23 protein-coding genes, 1 tRNA gene and 3 pseudogenes are annotated in these 26,942 nt (G+C 69.9%); 13 read left to right on the top strand and 14 right to left on the bottom strand.

Annotation, left to right across the window (positions count from 1 at the left end; translation table 11 throughout):
- Both CSC62_RS09455 and CSC62_RS09450 read left to right on the top strand, forming a co-directional pair.
- Positions 1-236 (top strand): integrase core domain-containing protein (locus tag CSC62_RS09455; protein WP_162405932.1); only part of this gene is annotated, 236 nt, incomplete at its 5' end.
- Between the two features lie 39 nt (positions 237-275).
- A pseudogene (locus CSC62_RS09450) lies at positions 276-1,469 on the top strand (ISL3 family transposase); the annotation flags it as partial.
- A 94-nt stretch (positions 1,470-1,563) separates the two neighbouring features.
- On the opposite strand, the gene merA reads toward CSC62_RS09450, so the two are convergent.
- From merA to merT, 3 genes are read right to left on the bottom strand one after another with little or no spacing between them, the layout of a single operon-like run.
- Positions 1,564-3,258, bottom strand: a complete 1,695-nt coding sequence (merA, locus tag CSC62_RS09445) for a mercury(II) reductase (protein ID WP_046621373.1) — start codon at positions 3,256-3,258, stop codon at positions 1,564-1,566.
- A 7-nt stretch (positions 3,259-3,265) separates the two neighbouring features.
- Entirely contained in the window at positions 3,266-3,544 is a 279-nt protein-coding gene (gene merP, locus CSC62_RS09440; protein WP_028839823.1) for a mercury resistance system periplasmic binding protein MerP, read from the bottom strand.
- Between the two features lie 11 nt (positions 3,545-3,555).
- On the bottom strand, positions 3,556-3,906 hold the full coding sequence (merT, locus tag CSC62_RS09435) for a mercuric ion transporter MerT (RefSeq protein WP_046621378.1): 351 nt from the start codon (positions 3,904-3,906) through the stop codon (positions 3,556-3,558).
- A gap of 71 nt (positions 3,907-3,977) precedes the next feature.
- On the opposite strand from merT, the gene merR reads away from it, so the two are divergent.
- A complete protein-coding gene (gene merR, locus CSC62_RS09430) occupies positions 3,978-4,439 on the top strand; it encodes a mercury resistance transcriptional regulator MerR (RefSeq protein WP_046621380.1) in 462 nt (153 codons plus the stop codon).
- 94 nt (positions 4,440-4,533) lie between these two features.
- On the opposite strand, the pseudogene CSC62_RS09425 reads toward merR, so the two are convergent.
- Positions 4,534-4,659 (bottom strand): annotated as a pseudogene (locus CSC62_RS09425) (endonuclease III); the annotation flags it as partial.
- A gap of 139 nt (positions 4,660-4,798) precedes the next feature.
- Positions 4,799-5,185, bottom strand: a pseudogene (locus tag CSC62_RS09420) (IS5 family transposase); the annotation flags it as partial.
- A 107-nt stretch (positions 5,186-5,292) separates the two neighbouring features.
- Between CSC62_RS09420 and CSC62_RS09415 the strand changes: the two are divergent.
- From CSC62_RS09415 to CSC62_RS09395, 5 genes are all read left to right on the top strand, one after another.
- Complete coding sequence (locus tag CSC62_RS09415) at positions 5,293-5,598, top strand: cyclic-phosphate processing receiver domain-containing protein (protein ID WP_162405931.1); 306 nt, start codon at positions 5,293-5,295, stop codon at positions 5,596-5,598.
- 427 nt (positions 5,599-6,025) lie between these two features.
- Positions 6,026-7,855 carry a sensor histidine kinase gene (locus CSC62_RS09410; protein WP_425502004.1) on the top strand — a complete coding sequence of 610 codons (1,830 nt, stop codon included), beginning with the start codon at positions 6,026-6,028 and terminating at the stop codon, positions 7,853-7,855.
- Positions 7,852-8,295: a response regulator gene (locus CSC62_RS09405; protein ID WP_162405929.1), complete on the top strand. Its 444-nt coding sequence runs from the start codon at positions 7,852-7,854 to the stop codon at positions 8,293-8,295. The genes CSC62_RS09410 and CSC62_RS09405 overlap by 4 nt, the downstream gene beginning before the upstream one ends.
- 4 nt (positions 8,296-8,299) lie before the next feature.
- On the top strand, positions 8,300-9,814 hold the full coding sequence (locus CSC62_RS09400) for a sensor histidine kinase (RefSeq protein WP_162405928.1): 1,515 nt from the start codon (positions 8,300-8,302) through the stop codon (positions 9,812-9,814).
- Positions 9,815-9,893: 79 nt separating this feature from the next.
- Positions 9,894-14,846 carry an alpha-2-macroglobulin family protein gene (locus CSC62_RS09395; RefSeq protein ID WP_162405927.1) on the top strand — a complete coding sequence of 1,651 codons (4,953 nt, stop codon included), beginning with the start codon at positions 9,894-9,896 and terminating at the stop codon, positions 14,844-14,846.
- Positions 14,847-14,949: 103 nt separating this feature from the next.
- Here CSC62_RS09395 and cspE read toward each other — a convergent pair whose 3' ends face one another.
- The 6 genes from cspE to CSC62_RS09365 form a co-directional block, all read right to left on the bottom strand.
- On the bottom strand, positions 14,950-15,156 hold the full coding sequence (gene cspE / locus CSC62_RS09390) for a transcription antiterminator/RNA stability regulator CspE (RefSeq protein ID WP_162309646.1): 207 nt from the start codon (positions 15,154-15,156) through the stop codon (positions 14,950-14,952).
- Positions 15,157-15,298: 142 nt separating this feature from the next.
- Positions 15,299-16,048 carry an S-methyl-5'-thioinosine phosphorylase gene (locus CSC62_RS09385; protein ID WP_211368966.1) on the bottom strand — a complete coding sequence of 250 codons (750 nt, stop codon included), beginning with the start codon at positions 16,046-16,048 and terminating at the stop codon, positions 15,299-15,301.
- Positions 16,045-16,629 (bottom strand): hypoxanthine-guanine phosphoribosyltransferase, encoded by a 585-nt coding sequence (locus CSC62_RS09380; protein WP_162405925.1) that lies wholly within the window; start codon positions 16,627-16,629, stop codon positions 16,045-16,047. Before CSC62_RS09380 ends, CSC62_RS09385 begins: the two co-directional genes overlap by 4 nt.
- 56 nt (positions 16,630-16,685) lie before the next feature.
- On the bottom strand, positions 16,686-17,699 hold the full coding sequence (nagZ, locus tag CSC62_RS09375) for a beta-N-acetylhexosaminidase (RefSeq protein ID WP_162405924.1): 1,014 nt from the start codon (positions 17,697-17,699) through the stop codon (positions 16,686-16,688).
- A gap of 65 nt (positions 17,700-17,764) precedes the next feature.
- Positions 17,765-18,463, bottom strand: coding sequence for a DsbA family oxidoreductase (locus CSC62_RS09370; RefSeq protein ID WP_162405923.1), 699 nt, complete (start codon positions 18,461-18,463; stop codon positions 17,765-17,767).
- 45 nt (positions 18,464-18,508) lie between these two features.
- Complete coding sequence (locus CSC62_RS09365; protein ID WP_162405922.1) at positions 18,509-19,021, bottom strand: CYTH domain-containing protein; 513 nt, start codon at positions 19,019-19,021, stop codon at positions 18,509-18,511.
- 184 nt (positions 19,022-19,205) lie between these two features.
- Here CSC62_RS09365 and CSC62_RS09360 point away from each other — a divergent pair, with 184 nt between their 5' ends.
- Complete coding sequence (locus CSC62_RS09360) at positions 19,206-21,272, top strand: GGDEF/EAL domain-containing response regulator (RefSeq protein ID WP_162405921.1); 2,067 nt, start codon at positions 19,206-19,208, stop codon at positions 21,270-21,272.
- Between the two features lie 41 nt (positions 21,273-21,313).
- Positions 21,314-22,963, top strand: a complete 1,650-nt coding sequence (locus CSC62_RS09355; RefSeq protein WP_162405920.1) for an acyl-CoA dehydrogenase family protein — start codon at positions 21,314-21,316, stop codon at positions 22,961-22,963.
- 37 nt (positions 22,964-23,000) lie between these two features.
- On the opposite strand, the gene CSC62_RS09350 is transcribed toward CSC62_RS09355, so the two are convergent.
- Entirely contained in the window at positions 23,001-23,588 is a 588-nt protein-coding gene (locus tag CSC62_RS09350) for an FMN-dependent NADH-azoreductase (protein WP_162405919.1), read from the bottom strand.
- A gap of 116 nt (positions 23,589-23,704) precedes the next feature.
- Here CSC62_RS09350 and CSC62_RS09345 point away from each other — a divergent pair, with 116 nt between their 5' ends.
- Complete coding sequence (locus tag CSC62_RS09345; protein ID WP_162405918.1) at positions 23,705-24,679, top strand: LysR family transcriptional regulator; 975 nt, start codon at positions 23,705-23,707, stop codon at positions 24,677-24,679.
- An 85-nt stretch (positions 24,680-24,764) separates the two neighbouring features.
- A tRNA-Ser gene (locus CSC62_RS09340) sits at positions 24,765-24,854 on the top strand.
- A gap of 2 nt (positions 24,855-24,856) precedes the next feature.
- Here the strand turns inward: CSC62_RS09340 and crcB are convergent.
- A complete protein-coding gene (crcB, locus tag CSC62_RS09335) occupies positions 24,857-25,237 on the bottom strand; it encodes a fluoride efflux transporter CrcB (protein WP_162405917.1) in 381 nt (126 codons plus the stop codon).
- A 45-nt stretch (positions 25,238-25,282) separates the two neighbouring features.
- Positions 25,283-26,191 (bottom strand): M28 family metallopeptidase, encoded by a 909-nt coding sequence (locus CSC62_RS09330; protein WP_162405916.1) that lies wholly within the window; start codon positions 26,189-26,191, stop codon positions 25,283-25,285.
- Between the two features lie 102 nt (positions 26,192-26,293).
- Here CSC62_RS09330 and CSC62_RS09325 point away from each other — a divergent pair, with 102 nt between their 5' ends.
- Positions 26,294-26,941 (top strand): response regulator, encoded by a 648-nt coding sequence (locus tag CSC62_RS09325; RefSeq protein WP_162405915.1) that lies wholly within the window; start codon positions 26,294-26,296, stop codon positions 26,939-26,941.
- The last annotated feature ends 1 nt before the right edge of the window (position 26,942 follow it).

Raw genomic sequence — 26,942 nt, 5'->3', positions numbered from 1 at the left:
CGCAGCGGCATGGCATCCGGGTCGAGCACATCCAGCCGGGCAAGCCGCAGCAGAACGCCTACGTCGAACGCTACAACCGTACCGTCCGCTACGCCTGGCTGGCCCGAACCCTGTTCGACACCATCGAGCAGGTGCAGGACAAGTCTACGCGCTGGCTCTGGACGTACAACCACGAGCGCCCCAACATGGCGCTCGGCGGCATCACGCCAGCCATGAAGCTTGCGATGGCCGCGTAACTCCACTTCTGGCGACCGCTAAAGGCGGGGGGATTACCACAAGAGCAGTCGTTTCAGGATACGCCGACGCACGGCAAGCCGGTCGTGGTGTTCATCCAGCGCAGGCGATATCGCTGCATCTCGTGCAATAAGACGCTCTTCGAGCCTGTCGCCGATCTCGACAGCAAGCGTCAAGCCACGGCCCGCCTGGTGCGTTATATCCGTAAAGAGAGCTTCACCAAGACCTTCGCGGCGCTGGCGCGCGAAGTGGACTTGGACGAGAAGACGGTCCGCCACGTCTTTGACGACTTCATCGAGGAGTTCGAGGCCAAGGTCCGGTTCCGGACGCCCCGCATCCTGGGGATCGACGAGCTCAAGATCATCGGCCAGTACCGGGCGATGATCACCAACATCGAACGCAAGACGGTATTCGACCTCCGGCCGAGCCGGGCCAAGGCCGACCTGTTGCCCTATTTCCGCAACCTGCGGGACAAGGACACGATCGAGTGGGTGGCGATGGACATGTACCACGTTTACAAGCAGGTGGTGCGTGCCCCGCTGCCGCAGGCGCGGATTGTGGTCGATCGTTTCCATATCCAGCGGATGGCCAATGACGCGCTGGAGAAGCTGCGCAAGCGCATTCGCAAGGATCTGCCGGCTCGGCAGCGCCTCAAGCTCAAGGATGAGCGCTTCCTGTTGCTCAAGCGGCAGCACGATCTGAAGGGCGCAGACATGACACGGGCCCTGGAATGGTTCCGCCAGTTTCCCCAGCTCGGGGAGGCGCACGCCCTCAAGGAAGGCTTCTTGTCGATCTGGGATCACAAGAGCCGTCCGGAGGCTGAAGCGGCATGCGCGACGTGGTTAGGCAACATTCCGCCGGAGCTGGCGGCCACGTTCAAGGATCTGACCACCGCCGTGCACAACTGGCACGACGAAATCTTCTCTTACTTCGAACAACCCATTACCAATGCCTATACTGAATCCGTCAACCGACTGGCCAAAGACATGAACCGCATGGGCAGGGGCTACAGCTTCGAGGTGATTCGGGCGCGGATGCTCTACAACGAGAAGGCGCGCAAGGACGGGGCCGTAGTCGAGACCGTAGATGTCGATGATGACCAGGTATCAACGAACTTCGAGTTCCAGCGAATGACGATGGCATCGATCCGCAAGAAGCAGGTCAGACGCGTGGTCGAATATGGACCTTACATTCCGACGTTGGTGCGGCTGCTCGAAGAGGGGTATTTCGAGTAAACCTTGACCCATCGCACAAGCCCCGAAGCTTCAACCTGGGTGTTTGGCTCAACGGATGAAGCTGAGCATTTGGGCCTGAACGCTCAGCACAGCACTACCCCGCGCAGCAGGACAGTTGCTTCACATCCGTGGTGAAAGTCTGCGCTGCGAGCTTCAGTCCCTCGACCATGGTCAGGTAAGGGAACAACTGGTCGGCCAGCTCCTGCACCGTCATCCGTGCCCGGATGGCGAGCGCGGCCGTCTGAATCAGTTCGCCCGCCTCGGGGGTCACCGCCTGCACACCGAGCAACCGGCCAGTGCCGGCTTCCGCGACCAGCTTGATGAAGCCACGTGTGTCGAAGTTGACGAGCGCCCGGGGCACGTTGTCGAGTGTCAGCGTGCGGCTGTCGGTCTCGATGCCGGCATGGTGTGCTTCGGCTTCGCTATAGCCCACGGTGGCGACCTGGGGATCGGTGAACACGACCGCCGGCATCGCCGTCAGGTCCAGCGCCGTGTCGCCGCCGGTCATGTTGACCGCGGCGCGGGTACCGGCCGCCGCTGCGACGTAGACGAACTGCGGCTGGTCGGTGCAGTCGCCCGCGGCGTAGATGTGCGGTGTGGCGGTGCGCATCCCATTGTCGATGATGATGGCGCCCTGCGCGTTGACCGCGACACCTGCCGCGTCGAGATCCAAGGCGCGGGTGTTCGGTGTGCGGCCGGTGGCGACCAGCAGTCGGTCAGCGCGCAGTTCGCCGCGCCCGGTCGTGAGCACGAATGCTCCGCTTGCAAAGGCCACCTCACTGGCCTGCGTGTGCTCCAGCACTTCGATGCCTTCGTTGCGGAACGCGGCCGTGACGGCTTCACCTATAGTGGGATCTTCGCGGAAGAACAGCGTGTTGCGCGCCAGGAGAGTCACCTTGCTGCCGAGTCGGGCAAAGGCCTGCGCGAGCTCGACCGCCACCACCGACGAACCGATCACCGCCAGCCGCTCGGGAATACGGTCGCTGACCAGCGCCTCGGTGGAGGTCCAGTAGGGGGTGCCCTGCAAGCCGGGGATCGGCGGAATCGCCGGGCTGGCGCCGGTGGCGATCAGGCAGCGGTCGAAGGCGACTGCGCATTCGCCGCCTTCTGCCAGTTGCACGTTCAGATGGCGGTCGTCCAGGAAGCGGGCGTCGCCGCGTAGCACGGTGATGGCGGGAGTGCTGGCCAGAATACCTTCGTACTTGGCGTGACGCAGTTCGTCGACGCGCTCCTGCTGCTGCGCCAGCAAACGCTCGCGCAGGATCGCCGGCGAAGCGGCCGCAATGCCGTCGTCGAACGGACTCTCGCGCCGTACATGGGCGATATGCGCGGCACGGATCATGATCTTGGACGGTACGCAGCCGACATTGATGCAGGTACCGCCGAGGGTGCCTCGCTCGATCAAGGTGACGCGAGCTCCTTGCTCGACGGCTTTCAGCGCCGCCGCCATCGCCGCGCCGCCACTGCCAATCACAGCGACGTGCAATGCCGGCTCTGCATCTCCGCGCTTCGGCTCGCCGTTTAACCCGCCCAGCGTCTTGTTCAACAGGTCCGCAGGCTTGCTCGGCATGTCGGCAGCCTGCGCCCGGTAACCGAGTGCAGACACGGCGGCGACCAGCGGTGCCATCTCCAAATCGGCGCCCGCATCAGCCGTGATTTCAGCCCGCCGTTGCGGATAGGACACCGCTGCCGAACGCACACCGGGGACCTTCTCCAAAGCTTGCCGGACGTGCTCGGAGCACGCCCCGCAGGTCATGCCATCGACGTGCAGTGTGATCGCCTCGGTCATGGGACGATCACTTCTTGACCGTGGAAGGGTAGCCTGCGTTCTCGGTGGCTTTGGTCAAGGCGGCTGGCGTCGTCTTGGTGTCGTCGTAAGTCACCACCGCTTCCTTGGGCTCCCAGGTCACCTTGGCTTCAACGACGCCTTCGACCTTGGACAACGCCTTCTTGACCGTGATCGGACAGGTGGCGCAGGTCATGCCCGGTACCGACAGCGTGACGGTTTTGGTGGCGGCCCAAGCTGGAGCGCTCAGGGCTACAGTCAAAGCGAACAGTGCGACAAATTTCTTCATGACAGTCTCCTTCAGTAGAACAGGGGCATGACGTAGGGGAACGCGAGGGCGATCAGTACCAGGGCGGACACGATCCAGAAAATCACCTTGTAGGCTGTTCGCACCTGGGGCACGGCACACACGTCGTCCGGTGCACAGGCGCGGGCGGGCCGGAAGATGCGGCGCCAGGCGAAGAACAGCGCGACGAGCGCGGCGCCGATGAAGATCGGCCGATACGGTTCGAGCGCGGTTAGGTTGCCGATCCAGGCGCCAGAGAAGCCTAGCGTGATCAGCACCAGCGGGCCGAGGCAGCAGGTCGAGGCAAGGATGGCGGCCAAGCCGCCGGCAGCCAGTGCACCGCGGCCGTTGCTAGGTTTTGCCATGAGGGTCTCCTTCCGGGACTTTGCGTGATGCGCTAACGTTACTTCCGTAGCCAAGTACGGAGTCAAGCGCCATGATGAACATCCCGGAAACCCTGACCATCGGGGCCTTCGCCAAAGCAGCCGGGGTCAACGTGGAGACCATCCGGTTCTATCAGCGCAAGGGCTTGCTGCTGGAGCCGGATCGGCCCATCGGCGGCATCCGCCGCTATGGGCCGACGGACGTGGACCGGGTGAAGTTCGTGAAGTCCGCTCAGCGCTTGGGCTTCAATCTGGACGAGGTTGCGCAATTGCTCAAGCTGGAGGACGGCACCCATTGCCACGAGTCCGCCGACCTCGCGGCAGCGCGGCTGGCGGATGTGCGCCTGCGGCTGGCCGATCTCCAGCGCATGGAGTTGGCGCTATCCCAATTGGTCAAGGCATGCAGTTCGAGCCAGGGCAAGGTGACCTGCCCACTGATTGCTTCCTTGCACCGACATGCGCCAGCAGGAAAAACCCACACTGAAGGCTTGAAACGGACGAGCCTGCGAAACTAGAAACCTACAAGCAAGAACAGTCAGACAAGCAAGTGCTTTAGCTGTCGTCCCACACTAAAATCCGGATACCCAATTATTTGTGGAGCCGCACGTGCGCCTGCGCCGAAAGGATCACCGCGATCAGCAGCTCGAACGGCGTGCTGTAGGCCAGCTCGGTCTTGGGCTCGGAGTTGTCCTCGTGGAAGCGACGAAAGATTTCCCGGCGTTTTTCTGCGTTCATGGGTTTTCAAGCCGTAAGCCTCAAGCTGGAAGCCTGAAGCGGATATTCGTTGGGGTGCAGATTGTGCCAGAGAGACAGCGCTATTGGAGCTAGAGGAAAAGCAGGGTTCGACTTCTAGCCTCTAGGGTCTGTTGCCGTTTTACATGGGCAACCATAGGAAGGCGCAGGCCATGGCCACCACGCTCTCGTAGTTTCTCTTGAGCTTGTCGAATCGAGAGGCCACCGCCCGGTAGTGCTTCAGCCGGGCGAAAGCGTTTTCCACCAGGTGGCGATTGCGGTACAGGCCTCTGTCCAGATTCGCGTTGCCTTTCACAGAGTTACGCTTCCTCGGGATCACAGCCTTGGCCCCTTGTCGCTCAACTTGCTCTCGGATTCTCTCGCTGTCATAGCCCTTATCCGCAACGATGGTTTCTGCCGCTGGGAGCTTGGAAATCAATGTGGGTGCCTGAGTGCAGTCATTGATTTGGCCTCCCGTGATTTCAAACTCGATGGGCAAGCCATGGGCGTCCACCGCCAGATGAATTGACCTGCTCCCGCTGAGCCGTACCGGCGGAAGCTATAAAGTCCGAAAAAGTGGGGCGTTGGATGATGGAGACTTTCCGGGCTGACCCCGATCGAGCTTGAGAGCTATTCATGCGCGTTTATCTGGACGACGAAAGGCCGACACCCGAGGGCTGGGTCCGGGTGTACTGGCCAGAGGAGGCCGTTTCGCTCCTGGAGGGAGGGCAGGTCACCGAGATCAGCCTTGATCATGACCTGGGGGATGACCGGCGTGGTACCGGATACGACGTGATTGCCTGGATCGAGGAGGCCGTGGCCCTGCGCGGCTTCAATCCACCGGTGATTCGCGTGCACTCTGCCAACCCGTCCGCGCGTGACCGGATGGAGGCGGGGATAGCGGCCATTGCCCGGCTTTCCGGCATGCAGGTGGGCGGCTAGGATCTCACCCTCGCAACGTCTTTCAGGAGGGCGAACGTTGCGCTCGCATTCGTTGCGATTGGCGTTGCAGGACGCACCAAGAACGCACCACTGCGCCGAAATTCCTCTCAGGTCCTGGTAGTTCCCACGAGGTGTGGTAAGGTGCAATTGTTCCTTATGGAGCAGGGGCTTAGGCAATCCCGCCGGCCTTGAATTGTGTGTTGATTCAATGGGTTGGAAGTGGTTTGGCCGGGTTCACACGGCAAGGGTCGCAGGTTCGATCCCTGCACCGCCCACCAGATCGCGCACGAAGGGCCGGCTCCGCAGCCGGCCCTTCGCCGTTTCCGGGCCCTGCTGCCGCCGCGGCGGAACGGGCTGACAAGGCACCGCCGGCGCAGGCATCATCATCCGGTCCCGGCCCATGGCCTCACCTACGGAGCGTGCGTCCTTGCAGGACAGCGTCACCACTTCCTATGTCCGCTGGCGCCTGCCGTTGCTGATCTCGGCGGTGCTCCTGATCCTGCTGGTGCCTTACCTGCTGGTCCGGCTTTGGTCGTCCAACAGCCAAGAGGCGGATCGCTGGGTCCGTCATACCCACGAGGTGGAGGCGGCTACCCACCGCCTTGAGGCGCTGATCCGCGAGATCGACTCGCTCGGCCTGGCGCTCGCCACCGGCGCCGGCACGTCGCGGCTGCAGGAGCGGCTGGAAGCGACCATCGCCCGGGTCGACCCGCAGTTGCAGGCGCTGACCCGGATGAGCCGGGATAATCCCGGGCAGCAGGTCCTGATCGGTCGCCTGCAGACCCTGATCGAGCGTCGGGTGGACGTGGCCCGGCGCCTGGCCATGGGCGTGGAGCCGGCCAGGCGCGCGGACCTGGTCGACGAGCTGTACGGCCGCTACCAGGTGCGCGACCTGTTCGAGGACTTCCTCGGCAACGAGCAGTCCCTGCTGGCCGAGCGCGCGGCCTATGCCGACGTGCAGAGGTCTCGGGTGCGCTGGCTGAGCCTGGCCGCGCTGCTGGGCCAGCTGGCGCTGATGGGCGGGGTGATCTACCTGCTGTACCGGATGGAACAGCGCCGCAGCGGCTCGGAAACCGAGCTGCGCCGCGCCAGCGAACGCGCGCTGGCGGTGGTCCAGACCGTGCGCGAGCCGATCGTGCTGCTGGATTCGGCGCAGCGGGTGCTGATGCAGAACGCCGCCTTCGACGAGCTCTATGCCGGCGAGGAAACCCCGGCCGGGCCGCATGCCAGGCTGGAGGAGATCGGGACCGGCGCCTGGCGCGACCCGGTGATCCGCCAGCGCCTGTCCGACGTGCTCACCCGCGGCCGCGAGCTGTGGGACTACGAGCACCTGCAGCGCACCGCCGACGGCCAGAGCCGGACCATGCTGATCAACGCCCGGCGCATGCAGCTGCCCGACCGCGACGACGAGGTGGTGCTGATGACCGTCAGCGACATCAGCGCGCAGAAGGCCGCCCAGCAAAGGATCGCCGACCTCAACCGGCAGCTGGAGGGCAAGGTCGAACAGGTGACCGAGGTCAACCGCGAACTTGAAGCGTTCAGCTACTCGGTGTCCCACGACCTGCGTGCGCCGTTGCGGCATGTGGCAGGATTCGCCGACAAGCTCTCGCGCCACCTGGGTGAGCAGCTGGACGAACGGGGACGGCATTACCTGGAGGTGATCGGAGGTTCCGCACGGCGGATGTCGACCCTGATCGACGACCTGCTGGTCTATTCCCGCCTGGGCCGCAGCGCGCTGAAGCTGCAGGCGGTGGACATGCAGTCGCTGGTGGAGGAAACCCGCGCCGTGCTGGATGCCAACCGCGCCACCGACGCCGAGGAGGCCGGGGTGACGGCGCACCGGATCGAATGGAAGATCGCGCCGCTGCCGATCCTGGTGGCGGACGAGAACATGATGCGCCAGCTCTGGCTGAACCTGCTGGGCAACGCGGTCAAGTATTCGGCCCGGCGCGAGCCGGCGGTGGTCGAGGTCTCGCACCAGCCGACCGACGACGGCGGCCACCATTTCACCGTCCGCGACAACGGCGTGGGCTTCGACATGGACTACGCCGGCAAGCTGTTCGGCGTGTTCCAGCGCCTGCACAAGGCCAGCGACTACCCGGGCACGGGCATCGGCCTGGCCAGCGTGCGCCGGGTGCTGGCCCGCCACGGCGGCCGCATCTGGGCCGAGTCCGAGCCCGACCGGGGCGCCACGTTCCATTTCGTCCTGCCGCCGTCGCAGGACGCCGTCATCCACCAAGGAAGCCTGAACGCATGAGCGCCATCCGCACCATCCTGCTGGCCGAAGACAGCCCCGCCGACGCCGAGATGGCGATCGACGCCCTGCGCGAAGCGAACCTGGCCAACCCGATCGTCCACGTCGAGGACGGGGTGGAGGCGATGGAATACCTGGAGCGCAAGGGCCGCTTCGCCGACCGCCCGGACGAGGAGCCGGCGGTGCTCCTGCTGGACATCAAGATGCCGCGCATGGACGGGCTGGAGGTGCTGCAGAGGCTGCGCTCGAGCGAGCAGTACCGGCGCCTGCCGGTGGTGATCCTGTCGTCCTCGCGCGAGGAGAGCGACCTGGCCCGCAGCTGGGACCTGGGCGTGAACGCCTACGTGGTCAAGCCGGTGGACGTCGACCAGTTCTTCGGCGCGGTGAAGACGCTCGGCAAGTTCTGGGCGGTGATCAACACCACGGCCAACGGCGAAGGCTGAGCCGATGCCGCTGCGCGCCATCAGCCAGGACGCCAAGGTCCGGGTCCTGTTCGTCGAGGATTCGGCCGAGGACGCGGAGCTGATCCAGTTCCAGCTGGAGGACGCGCACCTCAATGCCGACTTCCTGCGGGTGGAGGACGCGGCCGGGCTGCGCCAGGCGCTGCAGGCCTTCCGGCCCGACATCGTGCTGTCGGACCTGAGCATGCCGGGGTTCTCCGGGCACGAGGCCCTGGCGATCGTCCGCGAGCATTCGCACGTCATCCCCTTCATCTTCGTCTCCGGCACCATCGGCGAGGACGTGGCGGTGGCGGCTTTGCGCGAGGGCGCCAGCGACTACATCCTCAAGCACAGCAGTGCGCGCTTGCCGGTAGCGGTGGAGCGGGCCCTGCGCGAGGCCAAGATCGAGGCCGAGCGCCAGCGGGTCGAACAGGAGCTGATGCGCAGCCAGCGGCTGGAAAGCCTGTCCCTGCTCGCCGCCGGCCTGAGCCACGACCTGCGCAACATCCTCCAGCCCCTGCTGATCGTGCCCGACCTGATCGCCCAGCGCAGCGACGATCCGCGCCTGCACCAGCTGGCCTCGGTGGTGGCCGAGTGCGGCCGCCGCGGCCACGAGATGGCCGAGTCGATGCTGTCGTTCGTGCGCGGCTCGCGCCGGGCCAGCGAGCACTTCCGCCTGGCCGACCTGTTCCACGCGGTGCAGCTGCTGCTCAAGGGCAGCATGCCGCGCCAGGTCCAGCTGCAGGTGAGCCTGTCCGACCCCGAGCTGGGAGTGGAGGGCAACTACACCGAGATGCAGCAGTGCCTGCTCAATCTCTCGCTCAACGCGATCCAGGCCATGCCCGACGGCGGCCGGCTGGAGCTGAGCGCCGACGCGGTCGACGGCCAGGTCCGGCTGCGGGTGGCCGACACCGGCAACGGCATGGATCCGCAGATCCTGGCCCAGCTGTTCACCCCGTTCTTCACCACCAAGGCCAACGGCACCGGCCTGGGCCTGGTGTCCTGCCGGCGCATCGTCGAGGGCATGGGCGGCCGGATCGAGGTGGCGAGCACGCCGGGGCAGGGCACCTGCTTCGAACTGTGGCTGCCCTTGCCGGTCGAGGAGGAAGAGGCCGAGGTCCAGCGCCAGGCGGCGGCCGTGGGCCACGGCGAGCGCCTGTTGCTGGTGTTCCGCGAGGGCGCGCGGCTGTCGCTGGTCGGCAATGCCCTGACCAGCCAGGGTTACCGGACCGAACTGGCGGCCGACGGCGCCGCGGCTTTGCGCGCCTGGGCCGAGGCCGGCGCCCCGGACGCGGTGGTCGTCGACAGCGGCATCTCCCTGTTCCCGGCCGAGGCCCTGCTTTCGACCATGCACGAGTCCGGCTATGCCGGCCCGGCGATCGTGATCGAGGATCCGGAGTCGCCGTTCGACCCGGCGCTGGTGCCGGCGTCGCTGCCGCTGCAAAGGCTGCCGCGGCCGCTGGACATGCACCGCCTGTTCGAGGCGGTGGCCGCCGCCCTGGCCGGGCGCAGGGCGGACTGAGCCTATACTTCCTTCCGATCCGGACAGGGAGCGCAGGCGCATGCGGACGGCAGGGAAGGGCGGACGCGGTCGGGGTGGAATGCGGCCGATGCTGTGGCTGCTGGCGGTGCTGGCGGTGCTGGCGGTGCTGGCCCTGCTGGCGGGCTGCGGGCGCGATCCCGGCGGCCAGCTGCCCGAGGTCGGCGGCGAGAAGCTGCAGGCCAAGCGCGAGGAAGTCACTGGTTTCGCTCTGGTCCGCGCCTGGCCCGACCAGGCCGACGGCAGGCTGGCCATCGCCCTGGAATTCTCGCGGCCTCTGGTCGGCACCCAGGACTTCGACGCGCTGATCCAGGTCGAGCCTGCCGGGCGCGAGGGCAGCGGCTGGTCGCTGTCCGACGACGGCAAGACCCTGCGCTATCCCTACGTCGAGCCGGCGCGCGACTACGTCGTGACCGTCGCCGCCGGGCTGCTGGCCGCCGACGGCAGCCGGCTCTCCGCACCGCTGAAGAAGACCGTGCACACCGGCGAGCTGGACCCGGTGGCCGGCTTCGCCTCGCAGGGCAGCGTGCTGCCGGCGCGCGAGAGCCGCGGCCTGCCGGTGGTGTCGGTCAACGTGCCGGAAGTGGACGTGGAATTCCTGCGCGTGCGCGACGCGGAGCTGCCGCGCTTCTTCGCCCAGTTCCAGCGCGGCGGCCGCCGCGGCGGCTGGGAGCTGGACCGCGACTACAGCGGCCAGGCGCCCCTGCGCGAGCTGGCCGAGCCGGTCTACCTCAACCGCTTCGTGCTCGGCGGCGAGCGCAACGAGCGGGTGCTCAACTACCTGCCGGTGCAGGACATCGCCCAGTTGCAGCAGCCGGGCCTGTACTTCGCGGTGCTGCGCCGGGTCGGCCAGTTCTCCGACCAGTACGACACCGCGTTCTTCAGCGTCAGCGACATCGGCCTGCATGCGCGCGCCTACCGCGACAGCCTGTACGTGCATGCGGCCTCGCTGCACGACGGCGCGGCGCTGAAGGGCGTGGAGCTGAAGGTACTGGACGCCAAGGGCGAGGCCCTGCTGAAGTCGGCCACCGACGGCAACGGCAACGCCCTGCTGGACTACACCCTGGACGCCGGCCAGGTGCTGGTGGCCCGGCGCGGCAAGGACGTGTCCCTGCTGCCGTTCAACCAGCCGGCTCTGGACCTGTCCGAGTTCGCGGTGAGCGGCCGCGCCCAGGCCGGGTTCGACGTGTTCGCCTGGTCCGGCCGCGACCTGTACCGGCCGGGCGAGACGGTGCGGATCAGCGCCCTGCTGCGCGATGGCGACGGCAGGCCCTTGCCGGCGCCGGCGGGTGGAAAGGACCAAGGCGCGGCCCAGCCGCTGTTCCTGCGGCTGAAGCAGCCCGACGGCCGGGTGTTCCGCGAGACCCGGCTGCAGCCAGGGGCGCAGGGTTACTACGCCTTCGAGCAGGCGATCCCGGCCGATGCCCCGACCGGGCGCTGGCAGGTGGAATTCCGCACCGACCCGGCCGGCAAGGATGCGGTCCAGGGCATGAGCCTGCGGATCGAGGAATTCCTGCCCGAGCGGCTGAAGCTGGACCTGTCCGCGCCGGGGCAGGACACGCTCGCGCCCGGCCAGGCGCTGAAGCTGCAGGCCGACGCCGCCTACCTCTACGGCGCGCCGGCGGCCGGCAACCGCTTCACCGCGACCCTGGCCCTGGCGGTGGCGCGGCAGCCGCTGGACGGACTGCCCGGCTATTCCTTCGGCGATCCGACGGTGCAGCTGCCGACCGACCCGCGCGACGCGCTCGACACCGAGTTCGATCCCAAGGGACGGATCGTCGCCGAACTGCCCCTGCCGGAGGAGGCCGCCAAGGCCGCCACCCCCGTGCGGGTGCGCGTGGCCGGCAGCGTCCACGAGAGCGGCGGCCGCCCGGTCAACCGCAGCCTGCAAAGGGTGCTGTGGCCGGCGCCGGCGCTGGTCGGCGTGCGCCCGCTGTTCGACGAGGAAGACGGCGCCGATGCCAACGCCAACGCCCGTTTCGAGCTGGTGCGGGTGGACGCGCAGGGCAAGCCGCAGCCGGCCAAGGGGCTGAAGGTCACCCTGGTGCGCGAGCTGCGCGACTACCACTGGCGCCACGACGACGGCAGCGGCTGGGACTACGACTTCACCTCGCGCTTCGAGAACGTGGAGACCCGCACCGTCGATGCCGGCGCCACCGCCGCCCGCTTTGACTTCCCGGTGGAATGGGGCGAATACCGGGTCGACGTGCTCGACCCGGCCACCGGCCTGACCATGCGCTATCCGTTCCGTGCCGGCTGGAGCTGGGGCGACGACAACCGCGGCGCGGACGCGCGCCCGGACAAGGTCAAGCTGGCCCTGGACCGCACCGGCTACCGCGCCGGCGAGACCCTGAAGGTCACGGTGACGCCCCCGCACGCCGGCAAGGGCGTGCTGCTGGTGGAGAGCGACCGGCTGCTGTACGTGCACGAGATCGAGCTGCGCGGCCAGGACGGCAAGGCCGCGCAGACCTTCGAGATCCCGGTGACCGCCGACTGGGAGCGGCACGACGTGTACGTGACCGCGCTGGTGTTCCGCGGCGGCTCGGCCAGCTCGCAGGTGACCCCGGCGCGCGCGGTCGGCGTGGCCCACGTGCCGATGCGGCGCGCCGAACGCACCGTCGCCGTCGGCCTGAAGCTGCCGGCGCAGATGCGCCCGCAAAAGGACCTGCCGGTCACCGTCAGCGCGCCGCAGCTGGCCGGGCAGGCCGCGCACGTCACCGTCTCGGCGGTGGACGTGGGCATCCTCAACATCACCCGCTTCCCGGTCCCGGACGCGGCCGCGCACTTCTTCGCCCAGCGCCGCCTGGCCACCGACGCCTACGACGTCTACGGCCGGGTGATCGAGAGCTTCGCCGGCGGTCAGGCGCGGCTGCGCTTCGGCGGCGACATGGCCCTGGAGGCCTTGCCGCAGGCGCGGCGGCCGACCGCGCGGGTGCAGACCGTGGACCTGTTCTCCGGCCCGGTGCAGCTGGACGCGCAGGGCAACGCCCGGGTGAAGCTGGCGGTGCCGGACTTCAACGGCACCCTGCGGGTCTCGGCCCTGGTCTATGCCGACGAGCGCTATGGCAAGCGCGATGGCGAGGTGCTGGTGCGCGCGCCGGTGGTGGCCGAGGCCGGGATGCCGCGGGTGATGGCCCCGGGCGACCGCGGCACGGTCAGCCTGGACGTGCAGAACTTCAGCGGCAAGGCCGGCGAGTTCCGGGTCCGGGTGGACGGCGAGGGTCCGCTGGCGGTGGCCGAGGGCGAGCGCCGCCTGCGCCTGGACGACCAGGCCAAGGCCACCCTCGAGTTCCCGCTCAGCGCCCTGCCGGGCCACGCGGTGGGCAAGGTGCGGGTGCGGGTGGACGGCGGCGGCTACGCGGTGGACCGCCGCTACGAGCTGCCGGTGCGCGCGGCCTGGCCGGGCGTGGTCCGGGTCCAGACCCGGGTGCTGGAGGACGGCGCGTCGCTGGCGCTGGATGCCGCCATGGCCGAAGGCCTGATCGCCGAAACGGTGGACCTGCGCCTGCGGATCACCGCCAGCCCGCCGATCCCCTTCGCCAGCGCCCTGCAGGGGCTGCTCGACTATCCCTACGGCTGCGCCGAGCAGACCACCAGCAAGGGCTACGCCGCCCTGCTGATGGATGCCGATACCGCGCGCCGGCTCGGCGTGCCCGGGCTGGACGCGGCTGCCCGCCGGGCGCGGATGGAGGGCGCGCTGGGGCGGCTGGCGGCGATGCAGTCCGGCAGCGGCCACTTCTCGATGTGGGGCGGCGACGGCGGCGACACCGAGCCGGCGCTGACCCCGTACATCGCCGACTTCCTGCTGGATGCGCGCGAGGCCGGCTTCGCCGTGCCCGAGGGCGTTTTGCAGAAGGCCCTGGACCGGCTCTCGGAGGACCTGCTCTCCGGCGGCGCCCAGTTCTACGGCCGCGACCACCGCGAGCACCTGCGTTTCGCCAACCGCGCCTATGCCGGCTATGTCCTGGCACGGGTCGAGCGCGCCCCCCTGGGCACCCTGCGCGCGCTGTACGACCAGGAGAAGGGCCAGAGCCTGACCGGCCTGCCGCTGGTCCAGCTGGGCCTGGCCCTGGCGATGCAGGGCGACGCCAAGCGCGGCGCGGCGGCGATCGCCGAGGGCTTCGCCCGCGATCCGGACAAGCGCCCGCCGTACCTGGGCGACTACAGCAGCACGGTCCGGGATGGCGCGCTGATGATCGCCCTGCTGCACGAGCGCGGCCGGGCCGATGCCAGATACGACGCGCGCGCGGTCGACCTGGCGCGCGCCCTGCAGTCGCGCCGCGACGCGGGCAGCGGCCAGCTGTGGCTGAGCACCCAGGAGCAGATGGCGCTGGCGCGGCTGGGCCGGACCTTGGAGGCGGGCGACGGGCGCAAGGTCGCCGGCCGCTACGGCGAGGGCGGCGCGGTGCAGGCGCTGGAGCCGGCTGCCGCCTTCGCCCGCAGCCTGGACCACGCCGCCTTGCTGCGCGGGGCGCGCTTCGAGGCGCAGGGCGGGCCGTACTACGCCAGCATCGAGGTCGCCGGGATCCCGCGCCAGCCGCCGGCCGAGGACAAGCGCCGGGTCGGGGTCGTGCGCGACTGGTTCCTGCCCGACGGCAAGCCGTGGAAGGGCGGCAGCCTCAAGGAAGGCCAGGCGCTGGTGGTGCGCCTGACGGTGCAGGCCGAGGCTTCGATGCCCGACGCCCTGGTCACCGACCTGTTGCCGGCCGGGCTGGAGGCGGAGAACCTCAACCTCGGCGACGGCAGCCAGTGGGAGGGCGTGCAGGTCGAGGGCGTGACCCTGTCCGAGCGCGGCGGCGAGGCCGAGATCCGCCACGAGCAATACCGCGACGACCGCTATGTGGCGGCGCTGGCGCTGGATGCCGGCCGCACCGCGCGCCTGTTCTACCTGGTGCGCGCGGTGACCCCGGGCACCTACGTGGTACCGCCGCCGCAGGCCGAGGACATGTACCAGCCGACCCTGCGCGGCACCGGCGTCTCGCGCCCGGCGACGGTCACGGTGGTCCAGCCCTGACCGGATCCGACCGTCCGGCTTCCTCCCGCGGGAGGAAGCCGATGACGGGCGAAAAAAAACCCCGCCTCGCGGCGGGGTTCCTGGATCGACTGCTCCGGCCGGATCAGTCGAGCGGAGTGATGTTGGAAGCCTGCGCGCCCTTCGGACCCTGGGTCACCTCGTAGCTCACCCGCTGGCCTTCCTTGAGGGAACGGAAGCCCTTCGAGTTGATCGCGGAGAAGTGCGCGAACACGTCCGCGCTGCCGTCTTCCGGCGAGATGAAGCCAAATCCCTTGGCGTCGTTGAACCACTTGACGGTACCGTTGGCCATGATGCTGCGTAGTCCTTGCGTGTGATGGAGATGCGGCGGCCGCCGCGCCGCGAGTATGCAAAGCCGTGGCGCGGCTGACAATCGGGGATGCGGCTTGGTTGCGCGAGATACCGCTAACCCGTGACCGGCTCCCGGGAATACGTCAGCCGCGGGCCAGTTCGGCCACCAGTTCCGGCAGGCCGGCGGAGGCGGCGGCCACGTTCTCCAGGACTTCGGCCAGGGTGATCTCGGCGGCGTCGCCGCAGCCGGCGGCCCAGTTGGCCACGATCGCCAGGCAGGCGTAGTCCAGCCCCAGTTCGCGCGCCAGCCCGGCCTCGGGCATGCCGGTCATGCCAACCAGGTCGCAGCCGTCGCGGCGCATGCGTGCGATCTCGGCGTTGGTTTCCAGGCGCGGGCCCTGGGTGGCGCCGTAGCAGCCGCCGTCGACCACGCGCGCGCCGGTGACCCGGGCCGCGGCCAGCACCTTGTGCCGGAAGATCGGGCTGTAGGGATGGCCGAAATCCACGTGCAGGGCCTCGCCTTCGCCGTCCCAGAAGCTCGATTCGCGGCCCCAGGTGTAGTCGATCAGCTGGTCGGGGCAGGCCAGCACGCGCGGGCCGTAGGCTTCGGTGATGCCGCCGACGGTGTTGAGCGCCAGCACCCGGCGCACGCCGGCCTGCTTGAGCGCGTGCAGGTTGGCGCGGTAGTTGACCCGGTGCGGCGGCAGGGCGTGGCCTTCGCCATGGCGGGCGAGGAAGGCGACCCTGGCCTCGCCCAGGCGGCCGATCCGAAGAGGTCCGGACGGCGCGCCGTAGGGCGTGTCGAAGTGGCGGCTCTCCACGTTCTCCAGCGCGGCCAGGCGGTAGACGCCGGTGCCGCCGATCACGGCCAGGGCGATGTCCATGCCGCTCAGTCCTTCAGCGCGTAGATCGCCGGCAGGTTGCGGCCCTGCTCGTGGTAGTCCATGCCGAAGCCGAACACGTAGCGGTCCGGCACGCTCACCCCGACGTAGTCGGCGCGCACGCCGTCCACGCAGCGGTCGTGGTCCTTGATCGTCAGCGCGGCGATGCGCACGTCGGTGGCGCCCTGCTCGATGCACCAGCGGCGCACCTCGGCCAGGGTGTGGCCCTCGTCGAGGATGTCGTCGGCGATCAGCACCCGGCGGCCGTACAAAGAGGTGGCCGGGCGGTGCTTCCAGACCAGCTCGCCGCCCTGGTTCTGGCCGCGGTAGCGGGTGGCGTGCAGGTAGTCGAACTGCAGGTCCAGGCCGCGCGCCCCCAGTTCCAGCGACAGCTGGCCGGCGAACGGCAGGCCGCCGTGCATCACCGTCAGGAACACCGGCACGAAGCTGTCGCCGAGGCGGTCGGCGGGGACGTCGCCGATGTAGTCGCGGGCGATCTCGTCGGCCATGCGGGCGATGGCGGCGTCGATGGCGGGGCGGCCGACCAGCAGGTCGGACTTGGCGAGGACTTCGGAGATCAGCAGGCTGGACATCGGGGAAAGGCTACCGGAAGGAAGAATGCGGGAACGCGGGAATGCGGCGGCGGCGCTCAGGCCGCGGCCGGGGGCAGGCGCGACTGCGCGGCGCCGTAGCGGGCGTCGGCCAGCAGGCCGTCCCAGCCCAGCGCGCCGCGGCCGATCAGGCCGAGCAGGGCGGCGGTGTCGAGTGCGCGGCCTTCGACCGCGCGCAGCGACTCCTCGACCAGCTCGGGATGGCAGACCAGAACCACGTCGCAGCCGGCATCCAGGTGGGCGTCGACCCGGGCCTTGATCCCGCCGGCCGAGAACGCGGCGGCCATGCCGATGTCGTCGGAGAAGACCACGCCGCGGAAACCCATGCCGCCTTTGGAAGGCTCGCCGCGCAGCACGGTCTGGATCCAGAAAGGCGAATAGCCCGCAGGCTCCGGTGCCACCGCCGGATAGGCCACGTGCGCCATCATCACCGCGTCGGCGCCGGCCTCGATGCCGGCGGCGAACGGGACCAGGTCCTGCGCGCGCAGCACCTCCAGCGGGCGCGGATCGACCGCGTCGTCGAAATGGGTGTCCTCGAGCACGGTGCCGTGGCCGGGGAAGTGCTTGAGGGTGGCGGCCATGCCCACGCCGTGCATGCCGCGCACGTAGGCGCGGGTGAACTCGGCCACCACCTGCGGGTCGTCGCTGAAGGCGCGGTCGCCGATGGCGCGGTTGCCGCGGGCCAGGTCCACCACCGGGGCAAAGCTCAGGTCCACGCCGCTGGCGCGGACTTCGCTGGCCATCAGCCAGGCGTGCTCCTCGGCCAGGGCCAGGGCGGCCTCGCGGTCGCGCGCGTACAGCTCGCCGAAGCCGCACAGCGGCGGCAGCGCGCTGTAGCCGTCGCGGAAGCGCTGGACCCGGCCGCCTTCCTGGTCCACGCAGACCAGCTGCGGTCGCGGCGCGGCGGCGCGGATCGCGGCCGACAGCTCGGCCACCTGGGCGCGCGAGGCGAAGTTGCGCTTGAACAGGATCACGCCGGCGACGGCGTCGTGCTGCAGCCAGTCGCGCTCCTGCGCGGTCAGTTCGGTGCCGGCGACGCCGATCACGAGCATGCGGTGAAACTCCTGGGCGCGGGAATGCGCGTTGCCGGCATTGTCGCAGATGCGGCCGGAGCGGGTTACACCGCGCAGCCGTCCGGACCGCAGCCCGCATCGCCCGCGGCGGGCGCCGGACCGTGCCCGGCCGCGGCCTTGCGCAAAGCCTGGGCGAACACCTCCGGCGCCTGCCCGCCCTGGACCGCGTAGCGGCCGTCGATGACGAAGGTCGGCACCGCGGTGATGCCCAGGGCGCGGGCCTGCCCGATCTGGGCGCGGACCTCGGCCAGGCCTTCGTCCGAGGCCAGCATCGCCTCGATCCGTGCCGCCTCCAGGCCACCAGCGGCGCCGGCGTCGGCCAGGGTCCGCGGATCGGCCAGGTTGCGGCCTTCGGCGAAGTGGGCGCGGAACAGCGCCTCGCCGACGGCCTGTACCGCCTGCGCGTCGCCTTCGCGCGCGGCCAGCCACATCAGCCGGTGCGCGGGCAGGGTGGTCACCCGCACCTGGCCGCGGTCGAAGTCCATCGGCAGGCCCTCGGCGCGGGCGGTGGCCTGGGTCTGTGCCAGGATCTGCGCGGTGCGCTCCGGGCCGCCGAACTTGGCGGCGTAGGCGTCGCGCAACGGCACCGGCTCCTGGCCGGCGTCCGGGTCGAGCTGGAAGGCGTGCCAGTGGATTTCCAGCGCCGGCGCGTCGGCGCCGAGCAGTTCCACCCCGCGCTGGAAGCGGTGCTTGCCGATCCAGCACCAGGGGCAGACCACGTCGGACCAGATGTCGACTCTCATGGTGATCCAGATGGGGGCGGCGGGACGAGGGGCAAGGGTCGGTTCCTACAAGCGGGAGTCGCGCTCCCCGGCGCTCCACTGCGAATAGGGCCGCGCGGCGAGGGCCAGGTTGTAGTAGCGCGGCTGGTCGGTGACCTCGACGCCGAGCCAGTCGGGGCGGGCGAAGGCCTCGTCGGCCGAATCCAGCTCGATCTCCGCCACCACCAGCCCACCGTTGTCGCCGAGGAACTCGTCCACCTCCCACAGGTGGCCCTGGTGGCGGACGTAGTGCCGGCGCTTCTCGATCCGGCCGCCGACGCACAGCGCCAGCAGCTGGCGCGCGTCCTCCACGGGGATCGGGTAGTCGAATTCCTGGCGGGTATGGCCCAGTTGCCGCGACTTGAGGTTGAGGAAGGCGGCCTGGCCCTCGATCCGGACCCGGACCGAGGCCTTCTGCGCGCCGCTTTCGACCGCGTCCAGGCCGTTGAGATAGCCCTGGGCCATCGCCTGGACCCGTTCGGCCGCGGCCCGCCAGCCGGGGCCGGCGACGGTGAACTTGCGCTCGATCTCGATGCCCATGCCGCTTCGCCGTCGCCCGGGGAAGCCCATGGTAGACCGGGCGGCTGCCGCGGCGGCTTTGCCGACGAAAGTCCGGCTTCGCGCAACGCATCATGGACGCTTCTGCGGCCATCGTGTATTAAACCCGCTGTTCCTGGCGCTTCCCCCGGCGCCGGCGCCGCCCACGCATCCCCTGGTCCCCTGCATGCAGAAAGACTCCGCAATCCGCCTGCTCATCGTCGATGACCGGGTGGAGGACGCCGAAGCGATCGTCAGCACCCTGCGCAACGGCGGCATCGCCGTGCGCCCTCTGCGCCCGGCCAGCGCGGCCGAACTGGCGCAGATGGTCGCCAGCCAGCCGGTCGATCTGGTGGTGGCCGCCGACTCGGCGGCGATGCCGCTGGAGCAGGTGCGCACCCAGGTCGCCGCCAGCGGCAAGGACCTGCCGCTGCTGCTGCTGGTGGACCGGATCGACGAGGCCGCGGTGCTGGCCAGCCTCGGCGGCGGAGCGCGGGCGCTGGTGCTCAAGCACCGCTCCGAGCACCTGCTGGAGACCGTGCGCCGCGAATGGTCCGACCTGGACGCGCGCCGCGGCCTGCGCCGGCTGGAGGCCCAGCTGCGCGAGACCGAGCGCCGCTGCGATTCGCTGATCGCCTCCTCGCGCGACCCGATCGCCTACATCCACGAAGGCATGCACATCCGCGCCAACGACGCTTACCTGGAGATGTTCGGGTTCGAGGAGTTCGAGGACGTGGAGGGCATGTCCCTGCTGGACCTGGTCGGGCCGCAGCACATCGACGGTTTCAAGGCCCTGCTCAAGTCGCTGTCCAAGGGCGAGCCGCCGCCGCCGGAATACCTGATGGAGGCGCGCCACGTCGACGGCAGCACCTTCCCGGCGAAGATGGAGTTCGCCACCGCCACCTACGAGGGCGAGCCCTGCGTGCAGGTGGTGTTCCGCCGCCGCGAGGAGCTGGACCCGGAGCTGGCGCGCGAGGTCGAGGAACTGCGCCAGCGCGACCAGGTCACCGGCCTGCTCAACCGCCCGACCTTCATGCACCTGCTCGAGGGCGCGGTCGCCCAGGTCGGCCGCGACGGCGGCCAGTACGGCTTCCTGCTGGTCGAGCCGGACCACTACGCGCGGCTTTTGCCGGACATCGGCCTGGATTCGGCCGACGCCCTGGTCGCCGCGCTGGCCGCGCGCGTGCGCGCCACGGTCGAGGCAGACGTCAAGGCCGCGCGCTTCGGCGAGCACAGCTTCGCCCTCCTGCTGGAAGGCAACCACGCCCGCACCAAGGCCGCGGCCGAGGCCCTGCGCGAGGCCTTCGCCACCCACGTGTTCAGCGTCGGCGAGCGTTCGCTGGCGGTGACCGCCAGCATCGGCGGGGTCCAGGTGGGCGAGAAGATCGCCAGCGTGCCGCAGATCCTGGCGCGGGCCAATTCCTGCCTGCACGCGGCGATCGAGCTGGGCGGCAATACCGCGCAGGTGTTCGACCCGGGCGCGGCCGACCGCGCCGAGGAAGAGCGCATCGCCCGCTGGGTGGCGCGGATCCGCGAGGCGCTGGCCGGCGAGGGCTTCGTCCTGCACTACCGGCCGGTGCTGAACCTGCAGGGCGAGCCGGGCGAGCTGTACGAGGCCCACCTGCGGGTGGACAACAACGGCGAGCTGGTCACTCCGTCCGGCTTCCTCGGCATCGCCGAGGAGCACGGGCTGCTGGGCGACATCGACCTGTGGGTGGTGCGCCAGGCGATCGCGACCCTGGCCGAGCGCGAGCGCGCCGGCCGCCAGACCCGGATGCTGGTGCGGATCAGCCCGGCCTCGTTCGCCAACCCGGCGATGGTGGCGCTGATCCGCGGCGAGCTGGCCGCGCAGGGCGTGCCCGGCGAGCGGCTGTGGCTGGAGGCGACCGAGGCCAAGGTGTTCACCCACCTGCGCAGCGCCCAGCAGTTCCTGGCCGCGGTGGCGCCGCTGGGCTGCCGGGTGGGGCTGGAGCAGTTCGGCTCGGGACTGGATTCGTTCCAGCTTCTCGCCCACTTCACCCCGGCCTTCGTCAAGATCGATCCGGACCTGACCGACGAGATCGGCAGGCCGGGCGAAGCCCAGGACAAGGTCCGCGAGATCACCGCGCGGGCGCAGAAGGAAGGCATCACCACCCTGGCCGCCGACGTCGGCGACGCCCAGGCGATGAGCCAGCTGTTCAGCGCCGGGGTCGACTACGTGTCCGGCGACTTCGTCGCGCCGGTGGGCGCGGCGATGAACTTCGACTTCGGCTGAGCGCCGCCGGCCAGGGCGGCGCGGCCCCGGGAGGAACGCCGATGCAGTCCGTGCCGCCGCCGCTTCCGCCGTTCGAGACCCATGCGGTCGGCAACGTGCCGCCGCCGTTCGAGCCGCGCGACCTGTGGGCCGACGACGCGGCCCTGCGCGAGGCGGTCGCCCGTGGCGGCGCAGGCGGCCACGAAGCGCAGTTGCAGGCCTATGCGCGCCTGGCCGGAGACGAACTGTACCGGCTGGGCTTCGACGCCAACCGCGACCGGCCGCGCCTGCGCACGCACGATCGCCATGGCCGGAGGATCGACACGGTCGAGTTCCATCCGGCCTACCACCGGCTGCTGGAGGCGGCCAAGGCGCACGGCGTGGCCGGCCTGTCCTGGCACGCGCCGGAACCCGGCGCGCACGTGGCCCGCGCCGCGCTCAGCTACCTGCACGACCAGGCCGAGGCCGGCACCAGCTGCCCGCTGACCATGACCCACGCCGCGGTGCCGGTGCTGCGGCGCGAGCCGGCCCTGCGCGAATGGGCCGACAAGGCCGCCGCCCCGCACTACGACCCGCGCGACGTGGCCATCGCCGGCAAGGCCGGGATCACCGTGGGCATGGGCATGACCGAGAAGCAGGGCGGCTCGGACGTGCGCAGCAACGCGACCACGGCCACGCCGATGCCCGGCGGCGAGGGATATGCGTTGGTCGGGCACAAGTGGTTCTTCTCGGCGCCGATGTCCGACGGCTTCCTGGTGCTGGCCCAGGCGCCGGGTGGACTCACCTGTTTCCTGATGCCACGGCGGCTGAACGACGGAACGAAGAACGCGTTCCGCTTAATGCGGCTGAAGGACAAGCTGGGCGACTGGTCCAACGCCTCCAGCGAGGTCGAGTTCTGCGGCGCGCAGGCCTGGCCAGTGGGTGGGGAGGGGCGCGGGGTGGCGACCATCCTGGAGATGGTGATGCTGACCCGCCTGGACTGCATGCTCGGGGCGGCGGCGGAAGCGCGCATGGCCTTCGCCCAGGCCCTGCACCATGCGCGCCATCGCGTCGCCTTCGGCCGCCGGCTGGTGGAGCAGCCGCTGATGGCCAACGTGCTGGCCGACCTGGCGGTCGAGTCGGAGGCCGCCACCGCGCTGGCGCTGCACGTGGCCGCGGCGGTGGACGCGGCCGCGGACGATCCGCAGGCGGCGGCCTTCGCCCGGATCGCCACCGCGATCGGCAAGTACTGGCTGTGCCGGCGCGCGCCGGCGCTGGTCAACGAGGCGCAGGAGTGCCTGGGCGGTGCCGGCTACGTCGAGGAGTCGGTGCTGCCGCGGTTGTACCGGCAGGCGCCGCTGAACTCGATCTGGGAGGGCAGCGGCAACATCCAGTGCCTGGACGTGCTGCGCGCGCTGGTGCGCGAGCCGGCCGCGGCGCAGGCCCTGCGCACGGTGCTGGAGCAGGCGGCGCAGCGGCATCCCCTGCTTGCCCAGGAAGCGGAGCGGCTGCAGAGGCAGCTGGCGGCGGTCGAGACGCTGGAGCCGCAGGCGCGGCAGCTGGTGGAGCGGGTGGCGCTGCTGCTGCAGGGTTCGATCCTGCAGGCGGCGGGCAGTCCGCTGACGGAGGCCTTCCTGCGCAGCCGCCTGGGCGGCGAGCACGGCATGGCGATGGGCACCCTGCCGGCCGACCTGGATTTCGCCGCCATCCTCGCCCGCGCGCTGTCCCTATAAGCGCCGGCGCGCACCGCCGCCCGGCAGTGTGCTGCGCCTATGCCGCCTGGCGCAGCGATGCCGCCGGTTCCGGGATCGAGGCCTTGGCCGCCGCGATCGCATCGGCCCGGTGCTGCGGCGAGAATGCCACGCCTTCGGCGCGCACGAACTCCACTTCCTCGATGCCCAGGAACGCAAACACTTGGCGCAGGTAGGGCTCCTGGAAGTCGGCCGGCGAACCGGTGTAGAGACCGCCGCGGCCGCTGGCCACGATCACCTTCTTGCCGCCGGCCAGGCCCTGCGGGCCGGTCTCGGTGTAGCGGAAGGTGCGCCCGGCCACCGCGATCCGGTCGATCCAGGCCTTGAGCGTGGAGGGGATGGAGAAGTTGTACATCGGCGCGCCGACCACCACGACGTCGGCCTCCAGGAACTGGTTCAGCACGGCCTCGTCCTGTTCTGCCCGGGCCGGGTCGGCCTTGGCCAGGCCGGCACCGTCCAGGTGCGGCAAGGGGTCGCGGTCCAGGTCGCGGTATTCGACCTGCAGGTCGGGGCGGGCGGCCGACCACTGTGCGACGATGGCGGCGGTCAGTTCGCGGGTCACCGAATTCTGGCCCAGCGCGCTGGAGTCAATGTGCAGCAGTTTCATGGGGTGTTCCTCGTTGCATGGGCGGCATTGCCGCGGCGGGAACACTATCTGTTGTTGCAAATGTGGAATAAAGGTGGTTCTATGCCACCATCCGTTCCGCTAGTGGAAATATCGCCATGCAGGACCTGAACGACCTCTATTACTTCGCCATGGTGGTCGAACACGGCGGCTTTGCCGCCGCCGAGCGCGCCCTGGGGATCCCGAAGTCGCGCCTGAGCCGCCGCATCAGCCAGCTGGAGACCGACCTGGGCGTGCGCCTGCTGCAGCGCTCGACCCGACGCTTCGCGGTCACCGACGTGGGCATGAGCGTCTACCGCCACGCCCAGACCATGCTCACCGAGGCCCAGGCCGCGCGCGAGGTGGTGGACCGGCTCAGCGCCGAGCCGCGCGGCGTGGTCCGGGTCAGCGTGCCGGTGGCTCTGGCCCAGCAGCAGTTGCCGCGGCTGCTGCCGAAGTTCCTCGAGCAGTACCCGAAGGTGCGGCTGCAGCTGCACGTCGGCAACCGCCGGGTCGACCTGATCAACGAAGGCTTCGACGTGGCCCTGCGCGTGCGCGCGCGGCTGGACGACGACGGCAGTCTGGTGATGCGCAGCTTCGGCCAGATCCAGGAGCTGCTGGTGGCCAGCCCGAGGTACCTGGACCGCGCCGGCCGGCCGCGGGATCCGTCCGACCTGGCTTCGCACCTGACCCTGAGCATCCACGAGGACGAGGCCCACCAGCGCTGGGAGCTGCACGGCCCCGGCGGCGAGGTCCGCCGGGTTGACCTGCAGCCGCGTGTGGCCGGTTTCGACTTCCCGTTACTGCAGTCGATGGTCAAGGACGGCTTCGGCATCACCATGCTGCCGGAGACCGTGTGCGCCGAGGCCGTGCGCAAGGGAGAGCTGGAGGTGGTGCTGCCGGAATGGTCGCTGCCTCAGGGCATCTGCCATGCGGTGTTCGCCTCGCGCCGCGGCCTGCTGCCGGCGGTGCGGGTGTTCATCGACTTCCTCGCCGAGCACCTGCCCGCGCAGATCGAATCCTCGCGCCTGGACTGCGGCAACTGCGGCGGCAAGAAGGGCGCGGCGGTGGCCGAAGCGGCCGAGGCCGGCTGAAGCGCGCGATACGGCGTGCGACAATCCCGCGCCGGCGCAGGCGCAGGACCGGCACCGATGCGCAAGCATCGGAGGCAAGTACAACGGAGAGATGGCCGAGCGGTTTAAGGCACCGGTCTTGAAAACCGGCGTAGTGGCGACACTACCGTGGGTTCGAATCCCACTCTCTCCGCCACCTCACCCACGCAACCAGTGACAGGTCGCGATCCCCGCCAGCGTCGCCAGCACCGAGCCGGCCACGTGCACCGCGATCACCGTCGCCGCCCAGCCGGGCTGGTTGCGCTGGAGCAGGGCGACCACCTCGGCCGAGAAGGTGGAGAAGGTAGACAGCCCGCCGCAGAAGCCGGTGATGATCAGCAGCCGCCACTCCGGGGCCAGGCCCGGGACCTGCGCGAACCAGGCGATGGCGACCCCGATCACGTAGCCGGCGATCAGGTTCGAGCACAGGGTGCCCAGCGGCAGGTTCGCCAGCAGGGCGTTGAAGCGCAGGCCCAGGCCCCAGCGCAGCAGGCCGCCGGCGGTCGAGCCGACGGCGATGGCGAGGATCGGTTTCCACATGGCGCAGCCCCTTGTCCGATGCGCAAGGTTAGCGTGTGCGCGGGCTCATCGATTCGCGGGCGCGGCGTCCCAGGCGCGCAGCCCGGCCTCCAGGACGCGCAGCGCGGCGGCGATGTTGCCCGGATCGAGCTGGCTGGCGTCGTCGCCGGGGCTGTGGATGACCCGCATCACCTTCGGCGCCGGCTCGGGCTTCTGCCCGGCGAACACCTGCAGGATGCCGTCGATCTCCTCGCCGCCGACCAGCGAGAACGACACCGCCGGCCAGCCAGCGCGCAGGAAGGCCAGGTGGTCGGTCGGCGGATACTTCTCGCCGGGACTGAAGCCGATGCGCTCGAGTGCGCTGGCCGCGCGCACTGCGTCCACCAGCGCGGCCTGGCCGTCGGGCGCCATCATCCACAGGGTGTCGCCCCAGCCGAACACGTCGAAGTTCACGTACAAAGCCGGCTTCTCCTGCCCGGGTGCGGCGACCCAGGCGCGCGAGCCGAGCAGGCCGTGTTCCTCAAGGTCCCAGAACGCCAGCCTCACCCGGTGGCCGGGCAGCGGCCGCGCCTTCAGGGCCTGCGCCAGTTCCAGCACCGCGGCCACCCCGGAGGCGTTGTCGGTGGCACCGTGGCCGACCTCGACCCGGTCGTAGTGCGCGCCGATCAGCAGCAAAGGCGCGTCCTGCGGGCCGCCGAGGTCGACCAGCAGGTTGCGGCCGTGCTTGCCATCGTGTTCGAAGGCTTCTTCCTGCCAAGGCAGCCCCAGCTGGTCCAGGCGTGCGGTGATCGCCGCCGCGCGCGCGGCGGTGTCGGTGCCTGCGCTCACGCGCTCGACCTGGGACTGCCAGGCGGCGGCAACATCGGCGGGCGGTGCATCGGCGCGCGCGGGTGCCTGGGTGGAGATGGCGAACAGCGCCGCGCCCAGCAGCAGGGCCGGCGCCAGGCGCGGGCGGAGTATGGAAATCGGTGTCATGGAGTTTCCCCGGAAACGAGGCCGGAGTATCCCCGATTCCTCGCTTGCCCGGCGGCAGGGGCGGCGATAGGCTGGGCGTGAAGGCCATACCGAGGGAGCGGCATGACCATCCGCGTTTTTCTGGTGGACGACCATGCGCTGGTCAGGACCGGCCTGCGCATGATCCTGTCGGCGGAGACCGACATCGAGATCGTCGGCGAAGCCGAGAGCGGCGAGGATGCCTTGCCGCAGATCCGCAGGCTGCAGCCCGACGTGATCCTGTGCGACCTGCACCTGCCCGGCATCAGCGGGCTGGAGGTGACCGAACGCATCGTCCGCAGCGGGCTGCCGGGGCGGGTGGTGATCGTGTCGGTGCTCGAGGACGGGCCCTTGCCCAAGCGCCTGCTCGACGTGGGCGCCGGCGGCTACGTCGGCAAGGGCGGCGATGCGCGCGAGCTGTTGCGCGCGGTGCGCGACGTCGCCCACGGCAAGCGCTATCTCGGCAGCAGCATCGCCCAGAACATGGCCCTGGCCAGCGTGGATGGCGAGCAGTCGCCGTTCGACCTGCTTTCGCCGCGCGAGCTGGAGGTGGCGATGCTGCTGGTGCAGGGCCTGCGCCAGGACGCGATCGCCAAGCGCCTGAGCCTGAGCGCCAAGACCGTCAACACCCACAAGTCGCGGCTGTTCGAGAAGATCGGGGTGCAGGACAGCATCGCCCTGGCGCGGCTGGCGACCCGCTACGGGCTGATGGATCCGGGAAGTTCGCTGTAGC

The sequence above is a fragment of the Pseudoxanthomonas jiangsuensis genome (assembly GCF_010093185.1).
Taxonomy (GTDB): domain Bacteria; phylum Pseudomonadota; class Gammaproteobacteria; order Xanthomonadales; family Xanthomonadaceae; genus Pseudoxanthomonas; species Pseudoxanthomonas jiangsuensis.
Note: the sequence above shows the minus strand (reverse complement) of the source record. Positions and strands in the feature narration are given on the sequence as shown.